At 63.1% G+C, this 22,495-nt stretch carries 23 protein-coding genes; 20 read left to right on the plus strand and 3 right to left on the minus strand.

Translation table 11 applies throughout. The features are described from left to right. Nucleotides 1-290 precede the first annotated feature (290 nt). The 19 genes from rpsB (at nucleotide 291) to RUGAMON1_RS24245 (ending at nucleotide 18,037) form a co-directional block, all read left to right on the plus strand. Nucleotides 291-1,043, plus strand: coding sequence for a 30S ribosomal protein S2 (rpsB, locus tag RUGAMON1_RS24155; RefSeq protein WP_070271614.1), 753 nt, complete (start codon nucleotides 291-293; stop codon nucleotides 1,041-1,043). 116 nt (nucleotides 1,044-1,159) lie between these two features. Further along, on the plus strand, nucleotides 1,160-2,071 hold the full coding sequence (gene tsf, locus RUGAMON1_RS24160) for a translation elongation factor Ts (protein ID WP_116988647.1): 912 nt from the start codon (nucleotides 1,160-1,162) through the stop codon (nucleotides 2,069-2,071). 154 nt (nucleotides 2,072-2,225) lie between these two features. Further along, entirely contained in the window at nucleotides 2,226-2,942 is a 717-nt protein-coding gene (gene pyrH / locus RUGAMON1_RS24165) for a UMP kinase (RefSeq protein WP_008449294.1), read from the plus strand. A 28-nt stretch (nucleotides 2,943-2,970) separates the two neighbouring features. Continuing rightward, nucleotides 2,971-3,531 carry a ribosome recycling factor gene (gene frr / locus RUGAMON1_RS24170; RefSeq protein ID WP_445232909.1) on the plus strand — a complete coding sequence of 187 codons (561 nt, stop codon included), beginning with the start codon at nucleotides 2,971-2,973 and terminating at the stop codon, nucleotides 3,529-3,531. 158 nt (nucleotides 3,532-3,689) lie between these two features. Continuing rightward, nucleotides 3,690-4,442 (plus strand): polyprenyl diphosphate synthase, encoded by a 753-nt coding sequence (uppS, locus tag RUGAMON1_RS24175; protein ID WP_116988649.1) that lies wholly within the window; start codon nucleotides 3,690-3,692, stop codon nucleotides 4,440-4,442. Further along, nucleotides 4,442-5,281, plus strand: coding sequence for a phosphatidate cytidylyltransferase (locus tag RUGAMON1_RS24180; RefSeq protein ID WP_445232910.1), 840 nt, complete (start codon nucleotides 4,442-4,444; stop codon nucleotides 5,279-5,281). The genes uppS and RUGAMON1_RS24180 overlap by 1 nt, the downstream gene beginning before the upstream one ends. A 10-nt stretch (nucleotides 5,282-5,291) precedes the next feature. Continuing rightward, nucleotides 5,292-6,485 (plus strand): 1-deoxy-D-xylulose-5-phosphate reductoisomerase, encoded by a 1,194-nt coding sequence (ispC, locus tag RUGAMON1_RS24185; RefSeq protein ID WP_445232911.1) that lies wholly within the window; start codon nucleotides 5,292-5,294, stop codon nucleotides 6,483-6,485. Next, complete coding sequence (gene rseP / locus RUGAMON1_RS24190) at nucleotides 6,482-7,885, plus strand: RIP metalloprotease RseP (protein WP_445232912.1); 1,404 nt, start codon at nucleotides 6,482-6,484, stop codon at nucleotides 7,883-7,885. The genes ispC and rseP overlap by 4 nt, the downstream gene beginning before the upstream one ends. Before the next feature lie 55 nt (nucleotides 7,886-7,940). Then, nucleotides 7,941-10,277, plus strand: a complete 2,337-nt coding sequence (gene bamA / locus RUGAMON1_RS24195) for an outer membrane protein assembly factor BamA (protein WP_445232913.1) — start codon at nucleotides 7,941-7,943, stop codon at nucleotides 10,275-10,277. Between the two features lie 58 nt (nucleotides 10,278-10,335). Next, nucleotides 10,336-10,860 (plus strand): OmpH/Skp family outer membrane protein, encoded by a 525-nt coding sequence (locus RUGAMON1_RS24200; protein WP_445232914.1) that lies wholly within the window; start codon nucleotides 10,336-10,338, stop codon nucleotides 10,858-10,860. Nucleotides 10,861-10,884: 24 nt separating this feature from the next. Next, nucleotides 10,885-11,940 (plus strand): UDP-3-O-(3-hydroxymyristoyl)glucosamine N-acyltransferase, encoded by a 1,056-nt coding sequence (gene lpxD, locus RUGAMON1_RS24205; protein WP_445232915.1) that lies wholly within the window; start codon nucleotides 10,885-10,887, stop codon nucleotides 11,938-11,940. A gap of 2 nt (nucleotides 11,941-11,942) precedes the next feature. Then, nucleotides 11,943-12,458 (plus strand): 3-hydroxyacyl-ACP dehydratase FabZ, encoded by a 516-nt coding sequence (fabZ, locus tag RUGAMON1_RS24210; protein WP_445232916.1) that lies wholly within the window; start codon nucleotides 11,943-11,945, stop codon nucleotides 12,456-12,458. A 2-nt stretch (nucleotides 12,459-12,460) separates the two neighbouring features. Beyond that, nucleotides 12,461-13,249, plus strand: a complete 789-nt coding sequence (gene lpxA / locus RUGAMON1_RS24215; protein ID WP_020702765.1) for an acyl-ACP--UDP-N-acetylglucosamine O-acyltransferase — start codon at nucleotides 12,461-12,463, stop codon at nucleotides 13,247-13,249. Next, nucleotides 13,233-14,411 (plus strand): lipid-A-disaccharide synthase, encoded by a 1,179-nt coding sequence (lpxB, locus tag RUGAMON1_RS24220; RefSeq protein ID WP_445232917.1) that lies wholly within the window; start codon nucleotides 13,233-13,235, stop codon nucleotides 14,409-14,411. Before lpxA ends, lpxB begins: the two co-directional genes overlap by 17 nt. 10 nt (nucleotides 14,412-14,421) lie before the next feature. Next, a complete protein-coding gene (gene rnhB / locus RUGAMON1_RS24225; protein WP_445232918.1) occupies nucleotides 14,422-15,063 on the plus strand; it encodes a ribonuclease HII in 642 nt (213 codons plus the stop codon). Further along, complete coding sequence (locus RUGAMON1_RS24230; protein WP_445232919.1) at nucleotides 15,060-15,845, plus strand: TrmH family RNA methyltransferase; 786 nt, start codon at nucleotides 15,060-15,062, stop codon at nucleotides 15,843-15,845. Before rnhB ends, RUGAMON1_RS24230 begins: the two co-directional genes overlap by 4 nt. Nucleotides 15,846-15,865: 20 nt before the next feature. Further along, nucleotides 15,866-17,071: an EAL domain-containing response regulator gene (locus tag RUGAMON1_RS24235; RefSeq protein WP_445232920.1), complete on the plus strand. Its 1,206-nt coding sequence runs from the start codon at nucleotides 15,866-15,868 to the stop codon at nucleotides 17,069-17,071. 58 nt (nucleotides 17,072-17,129) lie between these two features. Continuing rightward, the gene (locus RUGAMON1_RS24240) at nucleotides 17,130-17,567 is read left to right on the plus strand and encodes an Xre family toxin-antitoxin system antitoxin (RefSeq protein ID WP_445232921.1); all 438 of its coding nucleotides are present in this window, start codon (nucleotides 17,130-17,132) and stop codon (nucleotides 17,565-17,567) included. Next, nucleotides 17,564-18,037: an RES family NAD+ phosphorylase gene (locus RUGAMON1_RS24245; RefSeq protein WP_445232922.1), complete on the plus strand. Its 474-nt coding sequence runs from the start codon at nucleotides 17,564-17,566 to the stop codon at nucleotides 18,035-18,037. Before RUGAMON1_RS24240 ends, RUGAMON1_RS24245 begins: the two co-directional genes overlap by 4 nt. A 66-nt stretch (nucleotides 18,038-18,103) precedes the next feature. Here the strand turns inward: RUGAMON1_RS24245 and RUGAMON1_RS24250 are convergent, their stop codons facing one another. Next, nucleotides 18,104-18,730 (minus strand): TetR/AcrR family transcriptional regulator, encoded by a 627-nt coding sequence (locus RUGAMON1_RS24250; protein WP_445232923.1) that lies wholly within the window; start codon nucleotides 18,728-18,730, stop codon nucleotides 18,104-18,106. A gap of 79 nt (nucleotides 18,731-18,809) precedes the next feature. Between RUGAMON1_RS24250 and RUGAMON1_RS24255 the strand changes: the two genes are divergently transcribed. Further along, nucleotides 18,810-20,246: a serine hydrolase domain-containing protein gene (locus tag RUGAMON1_RS24255; protein ID WP_445232924.1), complete on the plus strand. Its 1,437-nt coding sequence runs from the start codon at nucleotides 18,810-18,812 to the stop codon at nucleotides 20,244-20,246. Here RUGAMON1_RS24255 and RUGAMON1_RS24260 read toward each other — a convergent pair. Then, nucleotides 20,185-21,567 carry an amidohydrolase family protein gene (locus RUGAMON1_RS24260; protein WP_445232925.1) on the minus strand — a complete coding sequence of 461 codons (1,383 nt, stop codon included), beginning with the start codon at nucleotides 21,565-21,567 and terminating at the stop codon, nucleotides 20,185-20,187. The genes RUGAMON1_RS24255 and RUGAMON1_RS24260 overlap by 62 nt on opposite strands. Nucleotide 21,568: 1 nt before the next feature. Next, nucleotides 21,569-22,417 (minus strand): posphoenolpyruvate synthetase regulatory kinase/phosphorylase PpsR, encoded by an 849-nt coding sequence (gene ppsR / locus RUGAMON1_RS24265; protein ID WP_116988664.1) that lies wholly within the window; start codon nucleotides 22,415-22,417, stop codon nucleotides 21,569-21,571. Nucleotides 22,418-22,495 lie beyond the last annotated feature (78 nt).

Here is a 22,495-nt window from a genome sequence, read left to right on the forward strand (position 1 = left end):
TGATATTACAACTCCGATACTGATGCTTAAAAACTTACACTTTTAGTTGATATGTAACAAGAAGGTGCAAAGCCGGGAGCGGCGCACCAATTTGAGGCGCGGGGTGGCGGTGGGCGTGTGATGCTTGCCTAAGTGGCTGTTTTCAGGGTAGAATCTCGGGTTGCTTGAATTCGGTTTTGAGCAATGTTGCAAAAATCCCGTGGAAATCCACATTAATAAACGCGAATCCGGTCGACAAGGGTGCCTATATGGTGACTGATCGGATTCCAGACCCAACCCTGGAGTTTAATATGTCCGTAACTATGCGCGAAATGCTGGAAGCCGGTGTCCACTTCGGTCACCAAACCCGTTTCTGGAACCCAAAGATGGCTCCGTTCATCTTCGGTCACCGCAACAAGATCCATATCATCAACTTGGAAAAGACGATGGGTATGTATCAAGAAGCGATGAAGCACGTGAAACAGGTCGCTTCGAACCGTGGCACCATCCTGATGGTCGGCACCAAGCGTCAAGCGCGCGAAATCATTGCTGCTGAAGCAGCACGCGCAGGCGTTCCTTTCGTCGACCAACGCTGGTTGGGCGGCATGCTGACCAACTTCAAGACCATCAAGACCTCGATCAAGCGCCTGAAAGACATGGAAGCTACCATCGAAGACGGTTCGGTTGAGAAGCTGTCGAAAAAAGAAGCGCTGATGTTCCAACGCGAAATGATCAAGCTGCAAAAATCGATCGGCGGCATCAAGGACATGGGCGGCGTTCCTGACGCAATCTTCGTCGTTGACGTTGGCTACCATAAAGGCGCCATCACCGAAGCCGCAAAACTGGGCATCCCAGTTATCGGCGTGGTCGATACCAACCACTCGCCAGAAGGCGTTCAGTTCGTCATTCCAGGCAACGATGACTCGTCGAAAGCCATCACTCTGTACGCCCGCGGCGTGGCAGATGCCATCCTGGAAGGCCGTGCTGCTGCCGGTAACGAAGTAGTTGAAATGGTTAAAGCCGCAGCTGGCGACGAATTCGTCGAAGTTAACGAACAGGCTTAATCGTTCGTAACAAGCTGTAAGGAAAAGGGGTGGCCAACAGCTCCCCCTTTTTTTTAACATAAGTGGTTTGAGCAGCGCTCACCACCCCACCCGAACACCGAATACAGGAGAATCACATGGCAGCTATTACTGCAGCAATGGTAGGCGAACTGCGCGCGAAGACTGACGCGCCTATGATGGAATGCAAAAAAGCACTGACCGAAGCTGAAGGCGACATGGGTCGTGCTGAAGAGATCCTGCGCGTCAAACTGGGCGGCAAGGCATCGAAAGCATCGGCACGCATCACCGCCGAAGGCGTTGTAGCAACCTTCATCGCCGGCGGCGTAGGCGCGCTGGTTGAAGTCAACTCCGAAACCGACTTCGTCGCGAAAAACGACGACTTCCTGGCCCTGGCAAACAACGCCGCACGCCTGGTTGTCGAGCACAACCCGGCCGACGTCGCCGCGCTGCTGGCACTGCCGCTGGACGGCAAGACCCTGGACGAAGTGCGCGCAGCACTGATCGGTAAAATCGGCGAAAACATGTCGATCCGCCGCTTCCAGCGTTTCGAAACCACCGGCAAGCTGGCATCGTACCTGCACGGCGCGCGCATCGGCGTGATCGTCGACTTCGACGGCGCCGACGAGCAAGTTGGTAAAGACGTGGCCATGCACATCGCTGCAATGAAGCCAGTGTCGCTGTCGTCCGAGCAGGTTCCAGCGGAACTGATCGAAAAAGAGCGTTCGGTTGCAAAACTGAAAGCTGAAGAAGATGCAGCCAAAGCTGTTGCCGAAGGCAAACCAGCGCAATCGCCGGAAATCCTGGCCAAGCGCCTGGAAGGCTCGGTACAGAAGTACCTGAAAGAAGTATCGCTGCTGAACCAGGCTTTCGTGAAAAACGACAAGCAATCGATCGAGCAGATGCTGAAAGAAAAATCGACCACCGTTAAAGCCTTTGCCATGTACGTGGTAGGCGAGGGCATCGAGAAGAAGGTTGACGACTTCGCCGCAGAAGTAGCCGCACAGATGGCTGCTTCCCAGGGAGCGTAATACCAAAGAAAACGGGCCGAGAGGCCCGTTTTTTTAGCCCGACCAAAGTTTTACCCGTAGCACAGCAAGTCATTCAGTCGTTCCCGGCGCCGACCAAGGTATCATAGGCGCCGGCAGCCTTACCCGAATCAACCCAACTTAGGAGCCTCGTCTCATGTCAAAACCAGCCTACAAGCGCGTCCTCCTCAAATTGTCCGGCGAAGCCCTGATGGGCGATGATCCTTACGGCATCAACCGCGGCACGATCGAACGGATGGTCGCCGACGTGGCAGAGGTCGCGAAACTGGGCGTGGAACTGGCGATCGTTATCGGCGGCGGCAACATCTTCCGTGGCGTCGCCCCCGGGGCGCAAGGCATGGACCGCGCCACCGCCGACTACATGGGCATGCTGGCCACCGTCATGAACGCGCTGGCCCTGGCCGACGCGATGCGCCATGTCGGTATCACCGCCCGCGTGATGTCGGCGATCGGCATCGAGCAGGTGGTCGAGCCGTATGTGCGCCCGAAGGCCCTGCAGTATCTGGAAGAAGGCAAGGTCGTGGTGTTTGCGGCCGGCACCGGCAACCCGTTCTTCACCACCGACACCGCAGCGGCGCTGCGCGGTTCGGAGATGAGCGCGGAGATCGTGCTCAAGGCCACCAAGGTCGACGGTGTCTACACCGCCGATCCGAAGAAGGATGCCAACGCCACGCTGTACAGCTCCATTACTTTCGACGAAGCCATCGCCAAGCATTTGCAGGTCATGGACGCCACCGCCTTCGCGCTGTGCCGTGACCAGAAACTGCCGATCAAAGTGTTCTCCATTACCAAGCCGGGCGCGCTGATGCGCGTCATCATGGGCGAGGATGAGGGTACACTGGTTCACGTTTAAACAATATTTCGATTACAGGAGAGCAGCAATGTCCGTAGCTGACGTTAAAAAGAATGCGCAAGAACGCATGACCAAATCGCTGGAAACCTTGCGCGCCGATCTGGCCAAGGTTCGTACCGGCCGCGCCCACACCGGCATCCTGGACCACGTGCAGGTCGAGTACTACGGTTCGCCGACCGCGCTGACCCAGGTCGCCAACGTGACCCTGATCGACGCCCGCACCATCGGTGTGCAGCCGTTCGAGAAGAAGATGGCCGCCACCATCGAGAAAGCCATCCGCGATGCGGACCTGGGCTTGAACCCGTCGGCGCAGGGCGACATGATCCGCGTGCCGACCCCGCCGCTGACCGAAGAACGCCGCAAGGAAATGGTCAAGCTGGTCAAGAGCGAAGCGGAAGACGCGAAAATCGCCGTCCGCAACATCCGCCGCGATGCTAATGAAGGCATGAAGAAGCTGGTCAAGGACAAGGCGATCTCGGAAGACGACGAGCGCCGCGGCACCGACGAGGTGCAGAAGCTGACCGACAAGTTCATCGTCGACATCGACAAGATGGTCGCAGAGAAAGAAAAAGAAGTTCTGACGGTTTAAAACCCATAGGCGCCAGCAGCTGATCTCCTTCCGTGGTCGAGGGGGCAGACCCCATGCGGGGTCTGACCCCGCCGATGTGCCGGGGTTCGGGTTAGCGCTGGCGCCTTGTCTTTTTGCGTCACACCTGCAATACTTTATACTTTGGCACCAAAGTTTTCATGAAATATACGAGTTCGACTACTGAGGTTCCAGACGCACCGTCCGTGCCGCGCCATGTCGCGATCATCATGGATGGCAATGGGCGCTGGGCCACCAAGCGCTACCTGCCGCGCGTGGCCGGCCACGTCAAGGGCGTGGACGCCGTGCGCACCTCGGTCGAGGCCTGCGCCCGCCGCGGCGTCGAGTACCTGACCCTGTTCGCCTTCAGCTCCGAAAACTGGCGCCGCCCGGAAGAGGAAGTGTCCCTGCTGATGCGCCTGTTCGTGACGGCGCTCGAGCGCGAAGTCTCCAAGCTGCACGCCAATAACATCCGCCTGCGCGTGGTTGGCGAGCTCGGCCGCGCCGACGAAAAGCTGCGCGGCATGATCGCCGCCGCCGAGCGCAAGACCGCCGGCAACACCCGCATGACCTTGACGGTCTGCTTCAACTACGGCGGCCGCTGGGACATCATGCAGGCGGTCGGCCAGATGGTGCAAGCCCATCCCGGCGCCACCAACTTCACCGAGGAGCAGCTGGCGCCGCACCTGGCGATGGCCTACGCGCCCGAGCCCGACCTGTTCATCCGCACCGGCGGCGAGCAGCGCATCTCCAATTTCCTGTTGTGGCAGCTCGCCTACACCGAACTGTTCTTCACCGATACCTACTGGCCCGATTTCTCGATCGAGAGCCTCGACGAGGCGATTGCCTCCTACCAGCATCGGGAACGCCGCTTCGGCCGCACCGGCGCGCAACTGGCGGAAAAGAAAAGCTGATGCTGAAAACTAGGATTATTACCGCTGTGGTCTTGCTGGCGGTGTTGCTGCCGGTCCTGTTCTTCAACTATTTCCCAGCGTTTGCCGTCGTCGTCACGCTGTTCCTGGGCGCCGCGATGTGGGAGGGCGCCCGCCTGTTCGGCCTGTCCGCCATGCGCGCGCGCGTGGTCGGCGTGGCCGGCGCCGTGCTGTTCGTGTTCCTGCTGCAGCATTCGGGCAAGCCGGGCGCGCTGACCGCGCTGTACGGCGCGGCCTGCCTGCTGTGGCTGATCCGCTATGCGCCGTCGCTGGGCCTGGGCCTGCCGCCGCTGGCCGGCGCGGCCAACTGGTCGCTGGCCATCACCTTCAGCTTCGCCATCTTCGCCTGCTTCTTCGCCATCGTCAGCCTGTACCAGCACTCGGCGGTCTACCTGCTGTCGGTGATGGTGCTGGTGTGGATCGCCGACATCGGCGCCTACTTCTCCGGCAAGGCCTTCGGCAAGCGCAAGCTGGCGCCGTCCATCTCGCCGGGCAAATCCTGGGAAGGCGCCATCGGCGGCGGCGTCGCCGTGCTGGTGATCGCCTCCGCCAGCGTGCTGCTGGCCGCCGGCCAGCCGTGGCTGCAGGACACCTTCGCGGTCCAATTGCAGGCGCGCTTCGGCTGGGCACTGGCCCTGCTGGTGCTGCTGCTGATCGTCGCCGCGTCGGTGATCGGCGACCTGTTCGAATCCCAACTCAAGCGCCGCGCCGCCATCAAGGACAGCAGCAACCTGCTGCCGGGCCACGGCGGCGTGCTTGACCGTATCGACGCCTTGATCCCGGTCCTGCCGCTGGCCGCGCTGATCGGCTCCTGGTTCTGAAAGAATAACTATGCAACGCATCACCATCCTTGGCGCCACCGGTTCGATCGGCGTGTCCACGCTGGACGTGCTCGCCCGTCATCCCGAGCGCTATGCCGTCTACGCCCTGTCGGCGCATAGCCGCGTCGACGAGCTGGCGGCCCAGTGCATCGCGTTCCGTCCCGCGCGCGCGGTGGTCGGCACGGCGGCCGGCGCCAGCGCGCTGACGGCGCTGCTGCGCGCCGCCGGCGTCAACACCGAAGTGGAATATGGCGAGGCGGCGCTGTGCAGCATCGCCAGCGCGCCCGAAGTCGACAGCGTGATGGCGGCCATCGTCGGCGCCGCCGGCCTGGCGCCGACGCTGGCCGCGGCCCGCGCCGGCAAGAAGGTCCTGCTGGCCAACAAGGAAGCGCTGGTGATGTCCGGCCAGCTGTTCATCGACGCCGCCCACGCGGCGGGCGCGGTGCTGCTGCCGATCGACAGCGAACACAATGCGATCTTCCAGGGCATGCCGCAGTTCGGCGGCCGCGTGCCGGCGGTGCGCGACCAGAAGGCCGGCATCGCCAAGATCCTGCTGACCGCTTCCGGCGGCCCGTTCCTGACGCGCGACGTCGCCACGCTGGACGCGGTGACGCCGGAGCAGGCCTGCAAGCACCCCAACTGGTCGATGGGCCGCAAGATCTCGGTCGATTCGGCCACCATGATGAACAAGGGCCTGGAGGTGATCGAGGCGCACTGGCTGTTCGGCGCCCCGGCGGAACAGATCGAGGTGGTCATCCATCCGCAGTCGGTGATCCATTCGATGGTGTCGTATGTCGACGGTTCGGTGCTGGCGCAGCTGGGCAACCCGGACATGCGCACCCCGATCGCGCATGCGCTGGCCTACCCGGAGCGCATCGAATCGGGCGTGGCGCAGCTGGACCTGACGCAGATCGCCACGCTGCAATTCGAACGTCCCGACTTCAACCGCTTCCCCTGCCTGGCGCTGGCCTTCGAGGCGCTCAAGGCCGGCGGCACCGCCCCGGCGCTGCTGAACGCGGCCAACGAGATCGCCGTTCAGGCCTTCCTCGACCTGCGGATCGGCTTCCGCCAGATCGACCGCGTGAGCGCGCATGTGATGGAGGCGCTGCCGCATGGCGCCGCCGACAGCATCGCCGCCGTGATGGCGCAGGACGCGCTGGCGCGCGCCGCCGCCGAAACCTATATCGCCGGACTGGCAAAATGAACTTCCTGCAAACCGTGCTGGCATTTGTCGTCTGCCTGGGCTCCCTGGTCATCTTCCACGAACTGGGGCACTACCTGGTGGCGCGCTGGTGCGGGGTGAAGGTGCTGCGTTTCTCGGTCGGCATGGGCAAGGTGGTGTGGTCGCGCCGTTTCGGGCCTGACCAGACCGAGTGGGCGGTGTCGGCGCTGCCGCTGGGCGGCTACGTCAAGATGCTCGACTCGCGCGAGGGCGATCTGGGCGATCTGCCGCCAGAGGATCTGAAACGCGAATTCACCCGCCAGAACGTGTGGAAGCGCATCGCCATCGTGGCCGCCGGCCCGTTGGCCAATTTCCTGATTGCGATCGTGCTGTTTGCAGGCTTGTACATGCATGGCGTGGAAGAGCCGACCAGCAAGATCAGCGTGCGCGCCAGCGAGGCTGCAACTGCGGGCGCCGCGCCTACCGCCGCCTGGCGCGCGGGCCTGCGCAGCGGCGACGTGGTCACCGCCGTCAACGAGCAGCCGGTGGCCGTGTGGTCCGAACTGCGCTGGAACCTGATACAGGCCGCCATCGATAAAAAAGAAGCGCGCATCGCCGTCGAGCGCGTGGGGCAGGGCCGCTTCAGCTTCGTGCTGCCGGCCGAGGTGCTGGCGACGCTGGACCTGGAAGGCGACGTGCCGGGCAAGCTCGGTGTGGGCGTGGGCCGCCCGGCGCCGGTGGTGCAGGAAGTGCTGGCCGGCGGTCCCGCCGCGCGCGCCGGCCTGCTCAAGGGCGACCTGCTGCTGTCGGTGGACGGCACGCCTGTCGGCGACGGCATCGCCTTCATCGACATCATCCGCGCCTCGGCCGGCAAGACGGTGCAGGTGGCGGTGCGCCGCGCCGGCCAGCAGCTGGTGCTGCCGATGGTGCCGCAGGCCGAATTGGCACAGGGCGAGAGGGGCGAGGCAAAAACCGGTAAGGGAACTGTAACAGTCGGTAAGATCAGCGCTTACGTCGCACAGCAGCCGGATATGATCACCGTGCCATCATCCCCGATCGCGGCCGTCGGCAAGGCGCTGGCGCGGGTATGGGATACCTGCACCATGACGCTCAAAATGATCGGCAAGATGATCACCGGCGAGGTCTCGCTGAAGAACGTCACCGGCCCGATCACCATCGCCGATTATGCCGGGCAGACCGCACGAATGGGCGCGGCCAGCTATTTGAGCTTCATCGCCTTCATCAGCATCAGTTTGGGGGTAATGAATTTGCTACCAATTCCCGTTCTAGATGGGGGGCATTTGCTGTATTATTCGCTGGAAGTTTTAACTGGGCGTTCTGTGCCGGAGCGTTTTGGTGAGATTGCGCAGCGCCTGGGCATGGGCTTGTTACTGACGTTGATGCTGCTGGCGGTGTTTAACGACGTCGCGCGGCTGCTGTAGCAGGCTCGCTTTGTATATAAAAGTAGTTCGTTGATTTAGCCATTGAATAACCCCAATGAAATTATATTCTGACCGTATTACTTCATCTTCCTTTCGCCGCAGCCTGATCGGCGCCGCTGTCCTGGCGCTGTGCGCCGGCAGTGCCATGGCCATCGAGCCCTTCGTCATCAAAGACATCCGCGTCGAAGGGATCCAGCGTACGGAAGCCGGTACGGTCTTCAGCTACCTGCCGGTGCGGGTCGGCGAGACCTTCAACGACGACAAATCGATCACCGCCATCAAGGCGCTGTATGCCACCGGCTTCTTCAAGGACGTCAAGCTGGAAGCCGACGGCGGCGTGCTGGTGGTGCTGGTCGAGGAACGCCCGGCCATCTCCAAGGTGGAGTTCACCGGCACCAAGGAATTTGAAAAAGACACGCTGGTCAAGGCGCTGAAAGACATCGGCGTCGGCGAGACCAAGATTTTCGACAAGGCCTCGGTCGACCGCGCCGAGCAGGAACTGAAGCGCCAGTATCTGTCGCACGGCCTGTATGGCGTCAAGATCGTCACCACCGTCACCCCGATCGAGCGTAACCGCGTCAACATCACCTTCGCGGTGGACGAGGGCGACATCGCCAAGATCAAGCAGATCAACATCGTCGGCAACAAGGTGTTCTCGGACAAGGAGCTCAAGGACCAGCTGGCCCTGAACACCGGCGGCTGGTTCAGCTGGTACACCAAGGCCGACCAGTATTCCAAGACCAAGCTGACCGGCGATATCGAGTCGCTCAAGTCCTACTATCTGAATCGCGGCTACATCGAGATGCAGATCGAATCGACCCAGGTGTCGATCACGCCGGACAAGAAGGACATCTACATCACCATCAACATCACCGAAGGCGAGAAGTACAAGGTCTCCGGCATCAAGTTCGAAGGCGAGACCTTCGGCCGCGAAGAGGAACTGCGTTCGCTGGTGCTGCTGCATCCGGGCGAAACCTATTCCGGCGAACGCCTGACCGCCACCAACAAGCTGATCTCCGATCGCCTGGGCACCTTCGGCTACGCCTTCGCCAACGTCAACGCCAATCCGGAGATCGACCAGAAGAAGCGCGAAGTCGCCTTCACCTTCTTCATCGATCCGGGCAAGCGCGCCTACGTGCGCCACATGAACATCGCCGGCAACACCACCACCCGCGACGAAGTCATTCGCCGCGAGTTCCGCCAGTTCGAGTCGTCGTGGTACGACGCCAACAAGATCAAGCTCTCGCGCGACCGCGTCGACCGCCTCGGCTACTTCAAGGACGTGACCATCGACACGCCGGAAGCCCAGGGCACGTCCGACCAGGTCGACGTCAACCTGACCGTGGTCGAGAAGCCGACCGGTAACTTCCAGATCGGCGGCGCGTTCTCGCAGTCCGAGAAGTTCACCTTCCAGGCGGCGATCCAGCAGGCCAACTTCGCCGGTTCGGGCACCACCGTCGGCATCGAGTTCAACACCTCGAAGTACAGCCGCACGCTGTCGTTCTCGCAGACCGACCCGTACTACACCGACGACGGCATCTCGCGTTCGTACGAGGTCTACCTGCGCACGCAGCAGCCGCCGGCGCTCAACATCGGCAGCTACACCATCCGCCAGCAGGGTGGCCGCATCAGCTACGGCGTGCCGTTCTCGGAAGTCGACACGGTGTTCTTCGGCATCGGCCTGGAACGCTCGCGCATCTCCACCGACGCCACCTCGCCGGTGCGCTTCAAGGAATACGTGACCACCATTACCGGCTCGCCGGACGGCATCGGCACCGCCTCGACCAACGCCGTGCCGCTGACGGCGGCATGGGCGCGCGACAGCCGCGACTCGGCGCTGACGCCGACCGTGGGCCGCTACCAGCGCGCCAACCTGGAACTGGACCTGATCGGCCAGCAGAAGTACTACCGCGCGGTCTATGAACACCACTGGTACAAGCCGTTGTTCTCCAAGGTGACGCTGGCGTTGAAGGGCGAGATCGATTATGGTCATGGCCTGGGCAACAGCAGCTACCCGGTGTTCAAGAACTTCTACGGCGGCGGCATCGGTTCGGTGCGCGGCTACCTGAGCTCCTCGCTGGGCGCGGTCGACCAGGTGTACGGCGATGCGCTGGGCGGCGCCTCGCGCCTGATCGGCACCGCCGAACTGCAGCTGCCGTTCCCCGGCTCGGGCCAGGACCGCAGCCTGCGCTGGTTCGGTTTCCTCGATTCCGGCCAGGTCTACCAGGAAGGCGCGAAGATGCGCGCTTCCGAGCTGCGCTACTCGTCGGGCCTGGGCATCAGCTGGATTTCGCCGGTCGGTCCGCTCAAGTTGAGTTATGCTAAGCCTTTGAACGCCAAGCCGGGCGACCGCCTGGAACGCTTCCAGTTCCAGATGGGTACCGGCTTCTAAGGCGGCGGATAGACATTGCGATGGCATTGAGTATTGATATTTACTTCGGAGAAACAAGTTGAAGACTGCGTCCGCTACCCTGACCAAATCTCTCGCCGTGCTTGCACTGGGCTGGTGTGCATTGGCGCCGGTGCAGGCCCAGACCTCGGCCTCGCGCATCGCGTGGCTGAGCCCTGAGCGCATCTACAACGAATCCAAGCTGGCCAAGCTGGCCGGCGAGAAGCTGCAAGAGGAGTTCAAGAGCCGCGAGAAGGCCATGCAGGATATGGCCGGGCGCTTGAAGGCGGCGTCGGAAAAGCTGGAAAAGGATGTGCCGTCGCTGGCCGAGGCGGACCGCGTCAAGCGCCAGCGCGACGTGTTCGAGCTGGATAAGGAATACCAGCGCCGCCAGCGCGAGTTCCGCGAAGACCTGAACCAGCGCACCAACGAGGAACGCCAGGCGATCTCGGAAAAGGCCACCAAGATCATCAAGCAGATGGCGGCGGTGGAAGGTTTCGACATCGTCCTGCAGGATGCGGTCTGGGCCAGCCCGCGCATCGACATCACCGACAAAGTGCTGGCCGCGCTGGACAAAGACAAGTAAAACACATCAAGATTGGATCACCCGATGGGCACTCGACTAGGGGAATTGGTCGAACGCCTCGGCGGGCAGTTGGTGGGGGATGCGAACCTGGAAGTGACCGGGATCGCGCCACTGACGGACGCCGGCGTTTCGCACATCAGCTTTCTCAGCAATAGCAAACTGCGCGCGCAAGCGCTGCAAAGCCAGGCGGCGGCGCTGATCGTGTCGGCCGCCGATGACGCTTTTATCGCCGCCGGCTACGCAGGCGCGCGCATCGTCACCACTAATCCGTACGTGTATTTCGCCCGCGCGGCGCAGTATTTCGAATCGCTGACGGCCATCGTGCCGGCGCCGGGCGTGCACGCCAGCGCCGTGGTGGCGGCCGACGCGCTGGTCGCCGCCAGCGCCCACGTGGGCGCGCGCGCGGTGATCGAGAGCGGCGCCGTGATCGGCGAGCGCGCGGTGATCGACGCCGGCTGCTACATCGGCCGCGACGCCGTCATCGGCGAGGATACGCATTTGTTCGCCAACGTGACCTTCCAGTCGCGCTGCGTGATCGGCAAGCGCGGCATCATCCATTCCGGCGCCGTCATCGGCACCGACGGTTTCGGTTTCGCCAACGAGGGCGGGGTCTACATCAAGATTCCGCAAACCGGGCGGGTGGTGATCGGCGACGATGTGGACATCGGCGCCAACACCACCATCGACCGCGGCGCCCTGGCCGATACGATTTTGGAGGACGGCGTCAAGCTGGACAACCAGATCCAGATCGGCCACAACTGCCATATCGGCGCGCACACGGCGATGGCCGGCTGCGTCGGCGTGGCCGGCAGCGCGAAGATCGGCAAGTACTGCACCTTCGGCGGCGCGGCGATGGTGCTGGGCCACCTGACCATCGCCGACAAGGTGCATGTGGGTTCGGGCAGCATGGTGTCGCGCTCCATCCTGGAGCCGGGACAGTACACCGGCTTCTATCCGCTGGCAAAGAACAGCGAGTGGGAAAAATCCGCCGCCATCGTCCGCAATCTGTCGACGATGCGGGATAAAATCCGCGCGCTGGAAAAAACAATTAAAACATTGACGAATCAAGACGAGAAATAATCATGACCACTACCACGACCCCTGTTACCTCCGAATCCACCTGCGTGAAGAAATGCATGGATATCCACCAGATCAAGCAGTACCTGCCGCACCGCTATCCGATGCTGCTGGTGGACCGCGTGCTGGACTGGGAGTCGGGCAAGACCATCACCGCGATCAAGAACGTCACCGCCAACGAGGAATTCTTCAACGGTCACTTCCCGCACAAGCCGGTCATGCCGGGCGTGCTGATGATCGAAGCGATGGCGCAGACCGCTGCCATTCTGTCGTTCCTGACCATGGACATCAAGCCGGACGAGAACTCGGTGGTGTACTTCGTCGGCATCGACAACGCGCGCTTCAAGCGTCCGGTGGAGCCGGGCGACCAGCTGGTGATGAACGTCGAGATCCTGCGCGTCGCGCGCGGCATCTGGAAATACAAGGCGGTCGGCACAGTCGACGGCCAGACCGCGGTCGAGGCGGAATTGATGTGCACCATCCGCAGCGCCACCGATGCCAGCCAGCCAGCAGGGAAGTAATCATGGCCAAGATTCACGCCACCGCCATCATCGATCCGAAGGCGCAGCTCGACGAATCCGTCGAGGTGGGCCCGTACTCGGTGATCGGTCCGAACGTGGTGATCGGCGCGCGCACCGTGGTCGGTCCGCACGTGGTCATCGAGGGCAATACGACCATTGGCAGCGACAACAAGTTCTTCCAGTTCTCGTCGATCGGCGCCGCGCCGCAGGACAAGAAGTGGAACGGCGAGCCGACCCGCCTGACCATCGGCGACCGCAACACCATCCGCGAGTTCTGCACCTTCAACACCGGCACGGTGCAGGACAAGGGCGTGACCTCGCTGGGCAACGACAACTGGATCTCGGCCTACGTCCACCTGGCGCACGATTGCCAGGTCGGCAGCAACACCATCTTCTCGAACAACGCGCAGATCGCAGGCCACGTCGAAATCGGCGACTGGGTGATCATGAGCGGCTTCGCCAATGTGCACCAGTTCTGCAAGATCGGCGCGCACGCCTTTGTCGGCATGAGCACCTCGCTGACGCAGGACGTGCCGCCGTTCGTGCTGTTGAACGGTAACCCGGCGCAGGCCCACGGCGTCAACATCGAAGGCCTGAAGCGGCGCGGCTTTACGCGCGAGCAGATCAACGGCATCCGCACCGCGTACAAGTTGATCTACCGCTCCGGCCTGACGCTGGAAGAGGCCAAGGTCGCATTGCAGGCCGAAGAGGATGCGATGCCGGCGGCCGCCGAGCAAATCCGCTCGATGCGCGAATTCCTCAACGTCGCCAGCCGTGGCATCGTCCGCTGACCTGACGGCGCCGGTTGCCGCGCCGCTGTCGGTGGCGTTGGTGGCGGGAGAGCCGTCGGGCGACCTGTTGGCGGCGCGGCTGCTGTCAGGCCTGCGTCCGCACCTGCCGGAGGCGCGCTTCCACGGCATCGGCGGCGAACACATGATGGCGCAGGGCTTCGAATCGCACTGGCCGATGGACAAGCTGACCGTGCGCGGCCTGCTGGCGGTGATCCCGCGCTACCGCGAAATCAAGGGCATCCAGAACCAGCTGCGCGACCAGCTGCTGGCCGAGCGGCCGGCGGCCTTCATCGGCGCCGACTATCCGGGCTTTAACCTGGGGCTGGAAGAGCAGCTCAAGGCGGCCGGGATTCCGACCATCCACTACATCGGGCCGCAGATCTGGGCCTGGCGCGGTGGACGCATCAAGAAAATCATCAAGGCGGTATCGCACATGCTGGTGGTGTTTCCTTTCGAGGAGGAGATCTACCGCCAGGCCGGCGTGCCGGTCACGTATGTCGGCCATCCGCTGGCGGAGCTGATCCCGCTGGCGCCGGACGTGGCGGGCGCGCGGCGCGCGCTGGGCATCCCGGAGGACGCCAATGTGGTGACCATCATGCCGGGCAGCCGCATGTCCGAGATCAAGTACAACACGGCGGCCTTCATCGGCGCGGCGCGGCTGCTCAGGCAACGCGACCGTACACTGCGTTTCGTGGCGCCGATGGCGGGCGAACGGCAGCGCCAGTACTTCCTCGAACTGGTGGCGCAGGCCGGCCTGCAGGACGTCGACGTGCAGCTGCTGGACGGGCAATCGCATACCGCGATCGCCGCGGCGGACGCGGTGCTGGTGGCCTCGGGCACGGCGTCGCTGGAGGTGGCGCTGTTCAAGAAGCCGATGGTGATAGCCTATCGCATGATGGAGCTGGAATGGCAGATCCTGCGCCACTTCGGCTACCAGCCGTGGATAGGCTTGCCCAACATCCTGGCGCGCGAGTTCCTGGTGCCGGAGCTGCTGCAAAACGCCGCCAATCCCGAAGCGCTGGCGGATGCCATGTGGAAGCAGCTGAGCGAGGCGCCGCATCGTTTGCGGCTGGTCGAGCGCTTCACCGACATGCATCACAGCCTGCTGCGCAACAGCGCGGTGGAGAGCGCGGCCGCCGTGCTAAAAGTAATCAAAGCTTAAGAGTCTCAACGTGAAAAACACTAACCCCGGCCTGTTCGACTTCCTGCCCGACTCGCCCGATGAAATCATATGCGGCGTCGACGAGGCGGGCCGCGGCCCACTGGCCGGCCCGGTGTACGCGGCGGCCGTGATCCTGGACGTGTCGCGTCCGATCGAAGGCCTGCGCGATTCGAAGAAGCTGACCGAAGCCAGGCGCGATCTGCTGGCGCCGCTGATCAAGGCCAACGCGCTGGCGTGGGCGATCGCCGAGGCGTCGGAAGAGGAAATCGACAAGCTCAATATTTTGCAGGCGTCGATGCTGGCGATGCGGCGCGCGGTGGAGGCGCTGAGCACCGTGCCGACGCTGGCCCTGATCGACGGCAACCGCTGCCCGGTGATGAAAATCCAGAGCATCGCGGTGATCGGCGGCGACGATACGGTCGATGCGATTTCGGCCGCCTCCATCCTGGCCAAGACCGCGCGCGACGCCGCGCTGGTGGCGCTGCATGCGCAGTATCCGCAGTACTGCTTCGACCAGCACAAGGGCTACGGCACGGCGCTGCACCTGGAGCGCCTGCGCGAGCATGGCGCCTCGCCGGTGCATCGGCGCTCGTTCGCGCCGGTGCGGGCGGTGCTGGAAGAATTTGCGCTGCGCGCAGGGAGAGCCGCATGAAGACCATCACCTCGCGCGACAACGCGCAGTACAAGGAGCTGGTCAAGCTGGCCGGCAGTTCGCAGGCGCGCCGCAAGTCCGGCCGCACCTTGCTCGACGGCGTGCACCTGTGCCAGGCCTATTTGCAGCTGCGCGGCCTGCCGGAGCAGTGCGTGGTCAGCGAATCGGCGCTGCACAACCCGGAAGTGATGGAGATCGTCGGCCGGCTGGAGGCGCAGCACGCACACGTGCTGGGATTGCCCGACTCGCTGTACAACGCCGTCAGCCAGGTCGAACATGGCGTCGGCGTGATGTTCCTGATCGAGACGCCGGAGCGCGCCGTGACCGAGCCGCTGGCCGTGTCGGCGGTGCTGCTCGATAACGTGCAGGACCCCGGCAACGTCGGCTCCATCCTGCGCAGCGCGGCGGCGGCCGGCATCACCCAGGTGTATTGCAGCACCGGTTCGGCGTTTTGCTGGTCGCCCAAGGTGCTGCGCGCGGCCATGGGTGCGCACTTTGTGCTCGATATTTTCGAAAACGTCGATCTGGCGCAGCTGGTGGCAGCATCGAAAGTGACCTCGCTGGCCACCAGCGGCTACGCCACCCAGCGCCTGTACGATGTCGACCTGCGCCAGCCGGTGGCGTGGCTGTTCGGCCACGAAGGGCAGGGCGTGGCGGATGACCTGCTGTCGATGGCGACCCATCAGGTGGTGATACCGCACCTGGGCCAGGTGGAGTCGCTGAACGTGGCCGCATGCGCGGCAGTATGCTTTTTCGAGCAAGTCAGGCAGAATCAGTCATAACGGACTTATTGGAGCCTTTGATGGATATCGCGCAGTTGCACTTTCTGGTGGCCGAGGGAGATCAGGTACAACGCCATGCGCTGGCCGATATCCTGGTGCACCTGGGCGTGGGCCGGATCACGCAGGCGCCCGACGGCCATACTGCATTGCGTCATTTCAGCGCCGGCATCACGCCGCAAGTGGATATCGCCATCATCGACCTGGCGTTGCCGGGCATGGACGCGCTGGAGCTGATACGTCGCCTGTCCGAAGCCAAATCGCGCATCGGCGTGGTGGTGGTGGGGGCGCAGTCGAATGCGGTGCTGTTTTCCGTGGAGACCATGGCGGCGGCCTACGGCATCAATATGCTGGGCGCGATCGGCAAGCCGGTGATCGGCAGCCGGCTCGAGACGCTCATCACCAATTATCTGCAACCGGAAGAGGCCCGCGCGGTCGGCGCGCATGTCAAAATCCCGCCGATCTCGTTCGCCGAGGTGGGGCAGGGCTTGCAGATGCGCGAGTTCGATCCCTTCTTCCAGCCCAAGATCGAGCTGGAGACCGGTCAGGTCAAGGGCCTGGAGATGTTCGCGCGCTGGCGCCATCCGCTGTACGGCGTGCTGGGACCGGCGTCGTTCATGCAGGTGCTGGAGGAAAACCGGCGCATCGATTTCCTCGACTGGAGCATGATCGAGAAGTCGGTGGCGGCCTGCCGCACCCTGCACGACCAGGGCATTCCGATTTCGTTTTCCATCAATGTCGACCAGGGCACGCTGGCGCACCCGCAGTTCATGGAGCAGATCGCGGCCTGCCTCGAACGGCATCGCATCATGCCCGATTACATCACCTTCGAGATGACCGAATCGGCAGTATTGACTACCGATCCACATTTCCTCGAGCGCCTGTTGCGCTTGCGCATGAAGGGCTTCGGCCTGGCGATTGACGATTACGGTACCGGCCGCAGCAACCTGCAACTGCTGGCACGCATACCGTTCTCCGAACTGAAGATAGACCGTAGTTTTGTCGATGGCGCTTCCAAGAAGCAGGCCATCGGCACGGTGCTGCGCTCTTGTCTTGGACTGGCGCGCAGCCTGGACCGCCGCTCGGTGGCGGTCGGCGTCGAGACCAAGCAGGATTGGGACTTTCTGCAAGGCCTGGGTTGCACCTATGCGCAGGGTTACTACATCGCCAAGCCAATGCCGGTCGAGGAATTTCCTGCCTGGCTGGCTGACTGGCAGCATTTCTTCTGAACGAGCGCCTTGTTGCCTGTCTCGTTTGAGCTATACTATTGTCTCAAAGGAGATGCTCATGTCAGCTTCCAAAGTGCTTAAGAACCTCTACCGCGTTGACCCGCAAACGCGCATTGCGGCGATACGTAAGGGTATTCCGGCCTCGATGGTCGGTGAGCTTTCATCGACGATGGGGATGAGCAAAGAGCTGCTGCTCGGCAGCCTGGGCCTGTCCCGCGCGACCATCAGCCGGAAAGAGAAGGACGATACGGCCTTGTCGAAAGACGAATCCGAGCGTGTCCTGGGCATGGCGACCTTGATCGGCAAAGTGCAAGCGATGGTGGAGGAGTCCGGCGACCCGGCCGGTTTTGAGGCGGCACGCTGGGTTGCGGACTGGCTTGCCAAGCCGCTGCCGGCGCTTGGCGGCGCCACGCCGGCAAGCTATATGGACACTTTCGAAGGGCAAAAGCTGGTGGCTGAATTGCTGTCCATGAGCCAGAGCGGGGCCTATGCATGACGACGCCCTTGTGGCGTATTGCCGTCGAGGCGCCAAGCTATACCGCCAATGACCTGACCGGCGCCGGCGCCAAGATTTCGGGCGGACGCTGGAACAGCATCGGCACGCCCCTCATCTACAGCGCTACCAACATCGCCTTGGCGACCATTGAAACAGTCCTGCACCTACGCAATGGAGGGCTGCCATTCAATCGCTTTCTGGTGCGGATCGACGTTCCCGACAGTGTCTGGAACACGCGCCTCGTGCTCGACCCCTTGCCTGGCGGATGGGATGCGGTTCCGTCGGGCATGACAAGCCGGACGACTGGGGACGCCTGGGCGGCATCGGGCAGTTCGGCGCTGTTGCTTGTGCCGTCGGTGAGCGTGCCTGACGAATACAATGTGCTGATTAATCCGCAGCATGCGGATGTGGCCTCCATGACGGCGACAACAATCAGGCGCTGGATCTACGATCCTCGTTTCTTCTCCTGATCGCATCAATTTCATCGGGCAACGAAGGCGCCCGGCGCGCTGGTGGCCGTCGCCAGCGCCTGATGCCTAACTGGCCGGCGCCAACAGGCGCAGCTGGCTGATGGCGCGCGGGATGTAACTGTCGCAGAATGCCTCCAGCGTGCCGGGTGTTGCGAAGCGCTCGAACTGGCCGTCCAGCGCCAGATGGGCAAAACCATGCACCATCGACCAGGCGGCCAGCATGGACGCCAGCAAATCCGCGCCGATGTGCTGCTCGTCGATGCCGGCCGCCTCGCACACCGCCGCCTGCAAATGCGAAAAAGCGGCATTGGCGCTGGCTTTCAGCGCATCGGTGATGCGCATCTTATCCTTCCGGAACATCAAGTGGAACAAGGCCGGATTGGCGAATGCGAAGTGGATGTAGGCATGTCCCATCGCATGCAGGCGCTCGACCGGCGAGCGCGCGCCGGCAGCCGTTCTGGCCGCCATGCAGTGCGTGAGTTCGTCGAAGCCGCGTATCGCCACTTCCGTCAGCAGGCCGGCGGCGTCGCCGAAGTGATAGGCGGGCGCTGCGGGGGAGACACCTGCCCGCCGCGCCACGGCGCGCAGGCTGAAGGCTTCGATGCCTTGTTCGACCAGCAGTTCCTGCGCGCCGAGTATCAGCGCGGAGCGTAAATCGCCGTGATGGTAGGTTGCGCGCGGCGCGGTCGTCATTGTGCTTTGCCTCGGTTAACTTGACAGTGTTCAGATTATACCTTTAGACTAATTTAAACAGTGATTAGATTGGAGTGGAATGTCAACATTAAAAGCGCTGGTCCGGCTGCTCGGGGCAATGGCGATGGTTTGCGTGGCGGCTGCTGCGCAGCCTGCAAGTTTCGATGCGTTGGACGCCTATTTGCAAGCAGAGTTGCAAAGGGCCGGCATACCCGGCGCCGCGCTGGTGGTGGTGGAGGACGGCAGGATAGTGCATTTGCACGGCTTTGGCGTCGGCGGACCGAATGGTCGGCGGCCGACCGCCGAGACGGTGTTCCAGATCGGCTCCAATTCGAAATCGTTCACCGCGCTGGCCATCATGCAATTGGTGGAGACTGGCCGCCTGCAACTGGACGCGCCGGTGCAGCGCTATCTGCCCTGGTTCCATGTCGCAGATGCCGAAACGTCGACGCGGATCACGCTGCGCCATCTGTTGAACCAGACCAGCGGCTTGTCGCACGGTGAAGGCCAGACCGATTTCGCCAATACCTACGCCGGCGCCGATGCGCTGGAGCGTCGCGTGCGCGGCCTCGCCGACGTGCGTTTGGCATCGGCGCCCGGCCAGCACTGGGCTTATTCGAATATCAACTTCGTGATACTGGGTTGCGTGATTGAAGCCGTTTCCGGCACTTCCTATGCAAGCTATATGAACGAGCATGTGTTCAAGCCGCTCGACATGCGCAACACCGCCGCGGCCAGCCAGTCGCCCGAACATGCCGACGTGGCCACGGGTCACCGATTCTGGTTTGGCCGGGCCGTTGCCGCCGATGGATTGCCGTATCCGCAAACACTGGTGCCAGCCGGGTATCTGACGTCGACAGCTCGCGACATGGGCGCATACCTGATCGCGCATCTGGGTGGCGGACCGCGCATCCTGTCGGCAGCCGGATTGGCGGAGTTGCATCGCCCCGGCGCCAACACCGGGCAGCGCTACGGCTACGCGATGGGCTGGGCGACCGATGGCAACGCTCCCGGACTACTGACGCATGAAGGACAAACTCCTGAGTTCACCAGCGCGATGGGGATCGACGTGCAACAGCGTTGGGGCTTCGCCTTACTGCTGAACGCCTCGGATGCACTGGCCGGCCCTGTAGTGCAGCAACTCAGTCCACAGTTGGTCAATTATCTCAGGGGAGTGACGCCGCTCGCGCTGGGATCGAGAGCGGTCTGGCCGCCGTCGTTGATCGCCTTGACCGTGCTGCTGGCGACCCAGTGCGCCGTCGGCATCTGGTTGGCGCGCCGTACTGCGCGGCCACGTCCGGCGGCAGGGCGGTGGCGCAAACTGCGGCTCTATTGGCCGCTGGCGGCTGGCTTGCTGTTGGCCGCCGCGTGCACCGTGTACATACCGATTGCCCAGGAGATCAGCTTGAGCGGCATGATGCTGTTCGCGCCTGACGCCAGCTGGCTGTTGATGATTAACGCGGCATTGGCTGTTTGCCTCGGCGTTTCGCAGTTGCTGGGACGGCGTCGCGGCTGAGGTCTCGGTAGCTGCCGCGCACGCCGGCCAGCAGCTCGGCCAGCGCCGACTGGTCGCGCCAGCGTCCTTCGGCCATCACGCCCAGCGGTGCGCGCAGGGTCGATAAACTATCCAATGGATTTTGCTCGCTCAGCACCAGGTCGGCGCGGTAGCCGGCGGCCACCTGGCCGAACGGCACGCCGCCCTTGGTGCGGGCGATGAAGGCGCCCGGCGCGCTGGTAGCCGTCGCCAGTGTCTGATAGCGGCTCAGGTGCGAGCTTTCCAATTCTTCAAGATTATCGTGCAGCGAATAACCCGGCGCCACGCCGGGTATGGTCGGCGCATCGGTGCCCGACATCAGTTCAACGCCGCCATCGGCCAGCGCCTTGGTCAGCTTGCGCAGGAAGGCCAGCTTGACCTCCAGCCGCGCCGACTTGCCGCCGTAGTTGCTGCGGCGCCACGCCTGCACGTCGGCCTGCGCCACGTAGGCCGTCTGCGGCGCGGACAGGATCGCCCGCAGCACTTCGGGATGACCGAGCTGGCTGGCGATTGCATGGTAGGTCACCAGGTCGGCGATCACCGCCGCGCCATGGCGTTTGACCAAGGCCACTGCCTCGGGGATGCGCGCCTCATCGGGCGGCGTATCGGTTTCCTGCACCCCGGGCGGCGTGAAATAGGTGTAGAAGAATTCCTCCAGGTGCGCGACCAGCACCTGGCCCTGCGCCAGCTGGCTCTCCAGCCGCACCGCCGTCACGCCATGGCCCACCAGCGGCAGGCCCTGGGCGCGGCCGGCTTCGGCCAGCGCGCTGAACACGTCCGGCGCCAGCCCCACATACACCTTGATGAAATCATAACCATTCGCGGCGGCCAGGTCGACCACCGCGCGCGCCTGCGCCGGCGTCTTGACCTGCAAGCCGTTGTAGTCCGGCGTGCCGTCCACCATCAGGCTGGCATAGACGTGGGGACCGGGCAGCGTGCCGCGCGCCACGGCCGGCACAATGCTGTCGACCAGGTTGGCGCGCGCGCCGCCCATGTTGAGCAGCGTGGTCACCCCGTTGGCCAGGTACAGCGCCAGGTCGTTGCGGGTCTCGGAGTGGGTGTGCATGTCGGCCAGGCCGGGCGACAGCCATGCCGTAGCGTGGCCGTCGACGACGCGGTAGCCGGCCGGCGCAGGCAAAGCCGCGCCAACCGCCTCGATGCGGCCGTCCTTGACCAGCACCGTCTGGTCGCGCAGCACGCGCTCGCTGTCCATCGGCACCACGTTGACATGCACGAAGGCGGTGGACTGTGCCCACGCCGCGACCGGTGCTAAAGCGGCGAACAGCAGCGCAATGACGCGCATCTCAGTATTCGCGCCGGTTGGGCTTGATCTCTTGCAGGATGGTGGTGGAGATTTCCTCGATCGACTTGGTGGTCGACGACAGCCAGCGTATGCCTTCGCGCTTCATCATCATCTCCGCTTCGTTGACCTCGTAGCGGCAGTTTTCCAGCGCCGCGTATTTGCTGCCGGCGCGCCGCTCGTTGCGGATCTCCGACAGACGCTCCGGCGTGATGGTCAGGCCGAAGATCTTGGACTTGAACTCGTACAGCGACGACGGCAGCCTGCCGCGCTCGAAATCGTCCGGGATCAGCGGATAGTTGGCCGCCTTGATGCCGTACTGCATCGCCAGGTACAGGCTGGTCGGGGTCTTGCCCGAGCGCGACACGCCCACCAGGATCACGTCCGCCGACGACAGGTTCTTGTGCGACTGGCCGTCATCGTGCGCCAGCGAGAAATTGATCGCCTCGATGCGGTTCTTGTATTCCTCGCTGTCGACGATGTTGTGCGAGCGGCCGATGGTGTGGGTCGACTTGGCGCCCAGCTCTTGTTCCAATGGCGCAACAAATGTTTGGAACATGTCCATGTACATGCCCTTGCACAGGCGGATCACGTCCGACAGCTCGGTCTTGACCAAGGTCGAAAAGATAATCGGACGTTGACCGTCGGTTTCAAACGCTTCATTGATTTTTCGTACCGCGTCGTGCGCCTTGTCCAGCGTATCGATGAAGGGCAAGCGTATCTGGCGGAAACGCAGCTCGAACTGGGTCAAAACCGAGTGACCAAAGGTTTCAGCCGTGATGCCGGTGCCGTCGGAAACGAAGAAGACCGTGCGGGCCACCGTGGGCAGGGGAGGTCGTTGTTCTTGTGTCATGTAGAGTAAGCCTGTCATTATTGTGAATCGTCAATTTGAGCCGCAGGCTGTAGAATGGGCGCCATAGGTAAGATTGTG

The organism is Duganella rhizosphaerae, from assembly GCF_040364205.1.
GTDB classification, from domain to species: Bacteria; Pseudomonadota; Gammaproteobacteria; order Burkholderiales; family Burkholderiaceae_D; genus Rugamonas; species Rugamonas rhizosphaerae.

Excerpts from the sequence above, each read along its gene's own strand:
- rpsB (WP_070271614.1), top strand. The coding sequence starts at position 291 with ATGTCCGTAACTATGCGCGAAATGCTGGAAGCCGGTGTCCACTTCGGT.
- tsf (WP_116988647.1), top strand. The coding sequence starts at position 1,160 with ATGGCAGCTATTACTGCAGCAATGGTAGGCGAACTGCGCGCGAAGACT.
- pyrH (WP_008449294.1), top strand. The coding sequence starts at position 2,226 with ATGTCAAAACCAGCCTACAAGCGCGTCCTCCTCAAATTGTCCGGCGAA.
- frr (WP_445232909.1), top strand. The coding sequence starts at position 2,971 with ATGTCCGTAGCTGACGTTAAAAAGAATGCGCAAGAACGCATGACCAAA.
- uppS (WP_116988649.1), top strand. The coding sequence starts at position 3,690 with ATGAAATATACGAGTTCGACTACTGAGGTTCCAGACGCACCGTCCGTG.
- RUGAMON1_RS24180 (WP_445232910.1), top strand. The coding sequence starts at position 4,442 with ATGCTGAAAACTAGGATTATTACCGCTGTGGTCTTGCTGGCGGTGTTG.
- ispC (WP_445232911.1), top strand. The coding sequence starts at position 5,292 with ATGCAACGCATCACCATCCTTGGCGCCACCGGTTCGATCGGCGTGTCC.
- rseP (WP_445232912.1), top strand. The coding sequence starts at position 6,482 with ATGAACTTCCTGCAAACCGTGCTGGCATTTGTCGTCTGCCTGGGCTCC.
- bamA (WP_445232913.1), top strand. The coding sequence starts at position 7,941 with ATGAAATTATATTCTGACCGTATTACTTCATCTTCCTTTCGCCGCAGC.
- lpxD (WP_445232915.1), top strand. The coding sequence starts at position 10,885 with ATGGGCACTCGACTAGGGGAATTGGTCGAACGCCTCGGCGGGCAGTTG.
- fabZ (WP_445232916.1), top strand. The coding sequence starts at position 11,943 with ATGACCACTACCACGACCCCTGTTACCTCCGAATCCACCTGCGTGAAG.
- lpxA (WP_020702765.1), top strand. The coding sequence starts at position 12,461 with ATGGCCAAGATTCACGCCACCGCCATCATCGATCCGAAGGCGCAGCTC.
- RUGAMON1_RS24230 (WP_445232919.1), top strand. The coding sequence starts at position 15,060 with ATGAAGACCATCACCTCGCGCGACAACGCGCAGTACAAGGAGCTGGTC.
- RUGAMON1_RS24235 (WP_445232920.1), top strand. The coding sequence starts at position 15,866 with ATGGATATCGCGCAGTTGCACTTTCTGGTGGCCGAGGGAGATCAGGTA.
- RUGAMON1_RS24240 (WP_445232921.1), top strand. The coding sequence starts at position 17,130 with ATGTCAGCTTCCAAAGTGCTTAAGAACCTCTACCGCGTTGACCCGCAA.
- RUGAMON1_RS24245 (WP_445232922.1), top strand. The coding sequence starts at position 17,564 with ATGACGACGCCCTTGTGGCGTATTGCCGTCGAGGCGCCAAGCTATACC.
- RUGAMON1_RS24250 (WP_445232923.1), bottom strand. The coding sequence starts at position 18,730 with ATGACGACCGCGCCGCGCGCAACCTACCATCACGGCGATTTACGCTCC.
- RUGAMON1_RS24255 (WP_445232924.1), top strand. The coding sequence starts at position 18,810 with ATGTCAACATTAAAAGCGCTGGTCCGGCTGCTCGGGGCAATGGCGATG.
- RUGAMON1_RS24260 (WP_445232925.1), bottom strand. The coding sequence starts at position 21,567 with ATGCGCGTCATTGCGCTGCTGTTCGCCGCTTTAGCACCGGTCGCGGCG.
- ppsR (WP_116988664.1), bottom strand. The coding sequence starts at position 22,417 with ATGACACAAGAACAACGACCTCCCCTGCCCACGGTGGCCCGCACGGTC.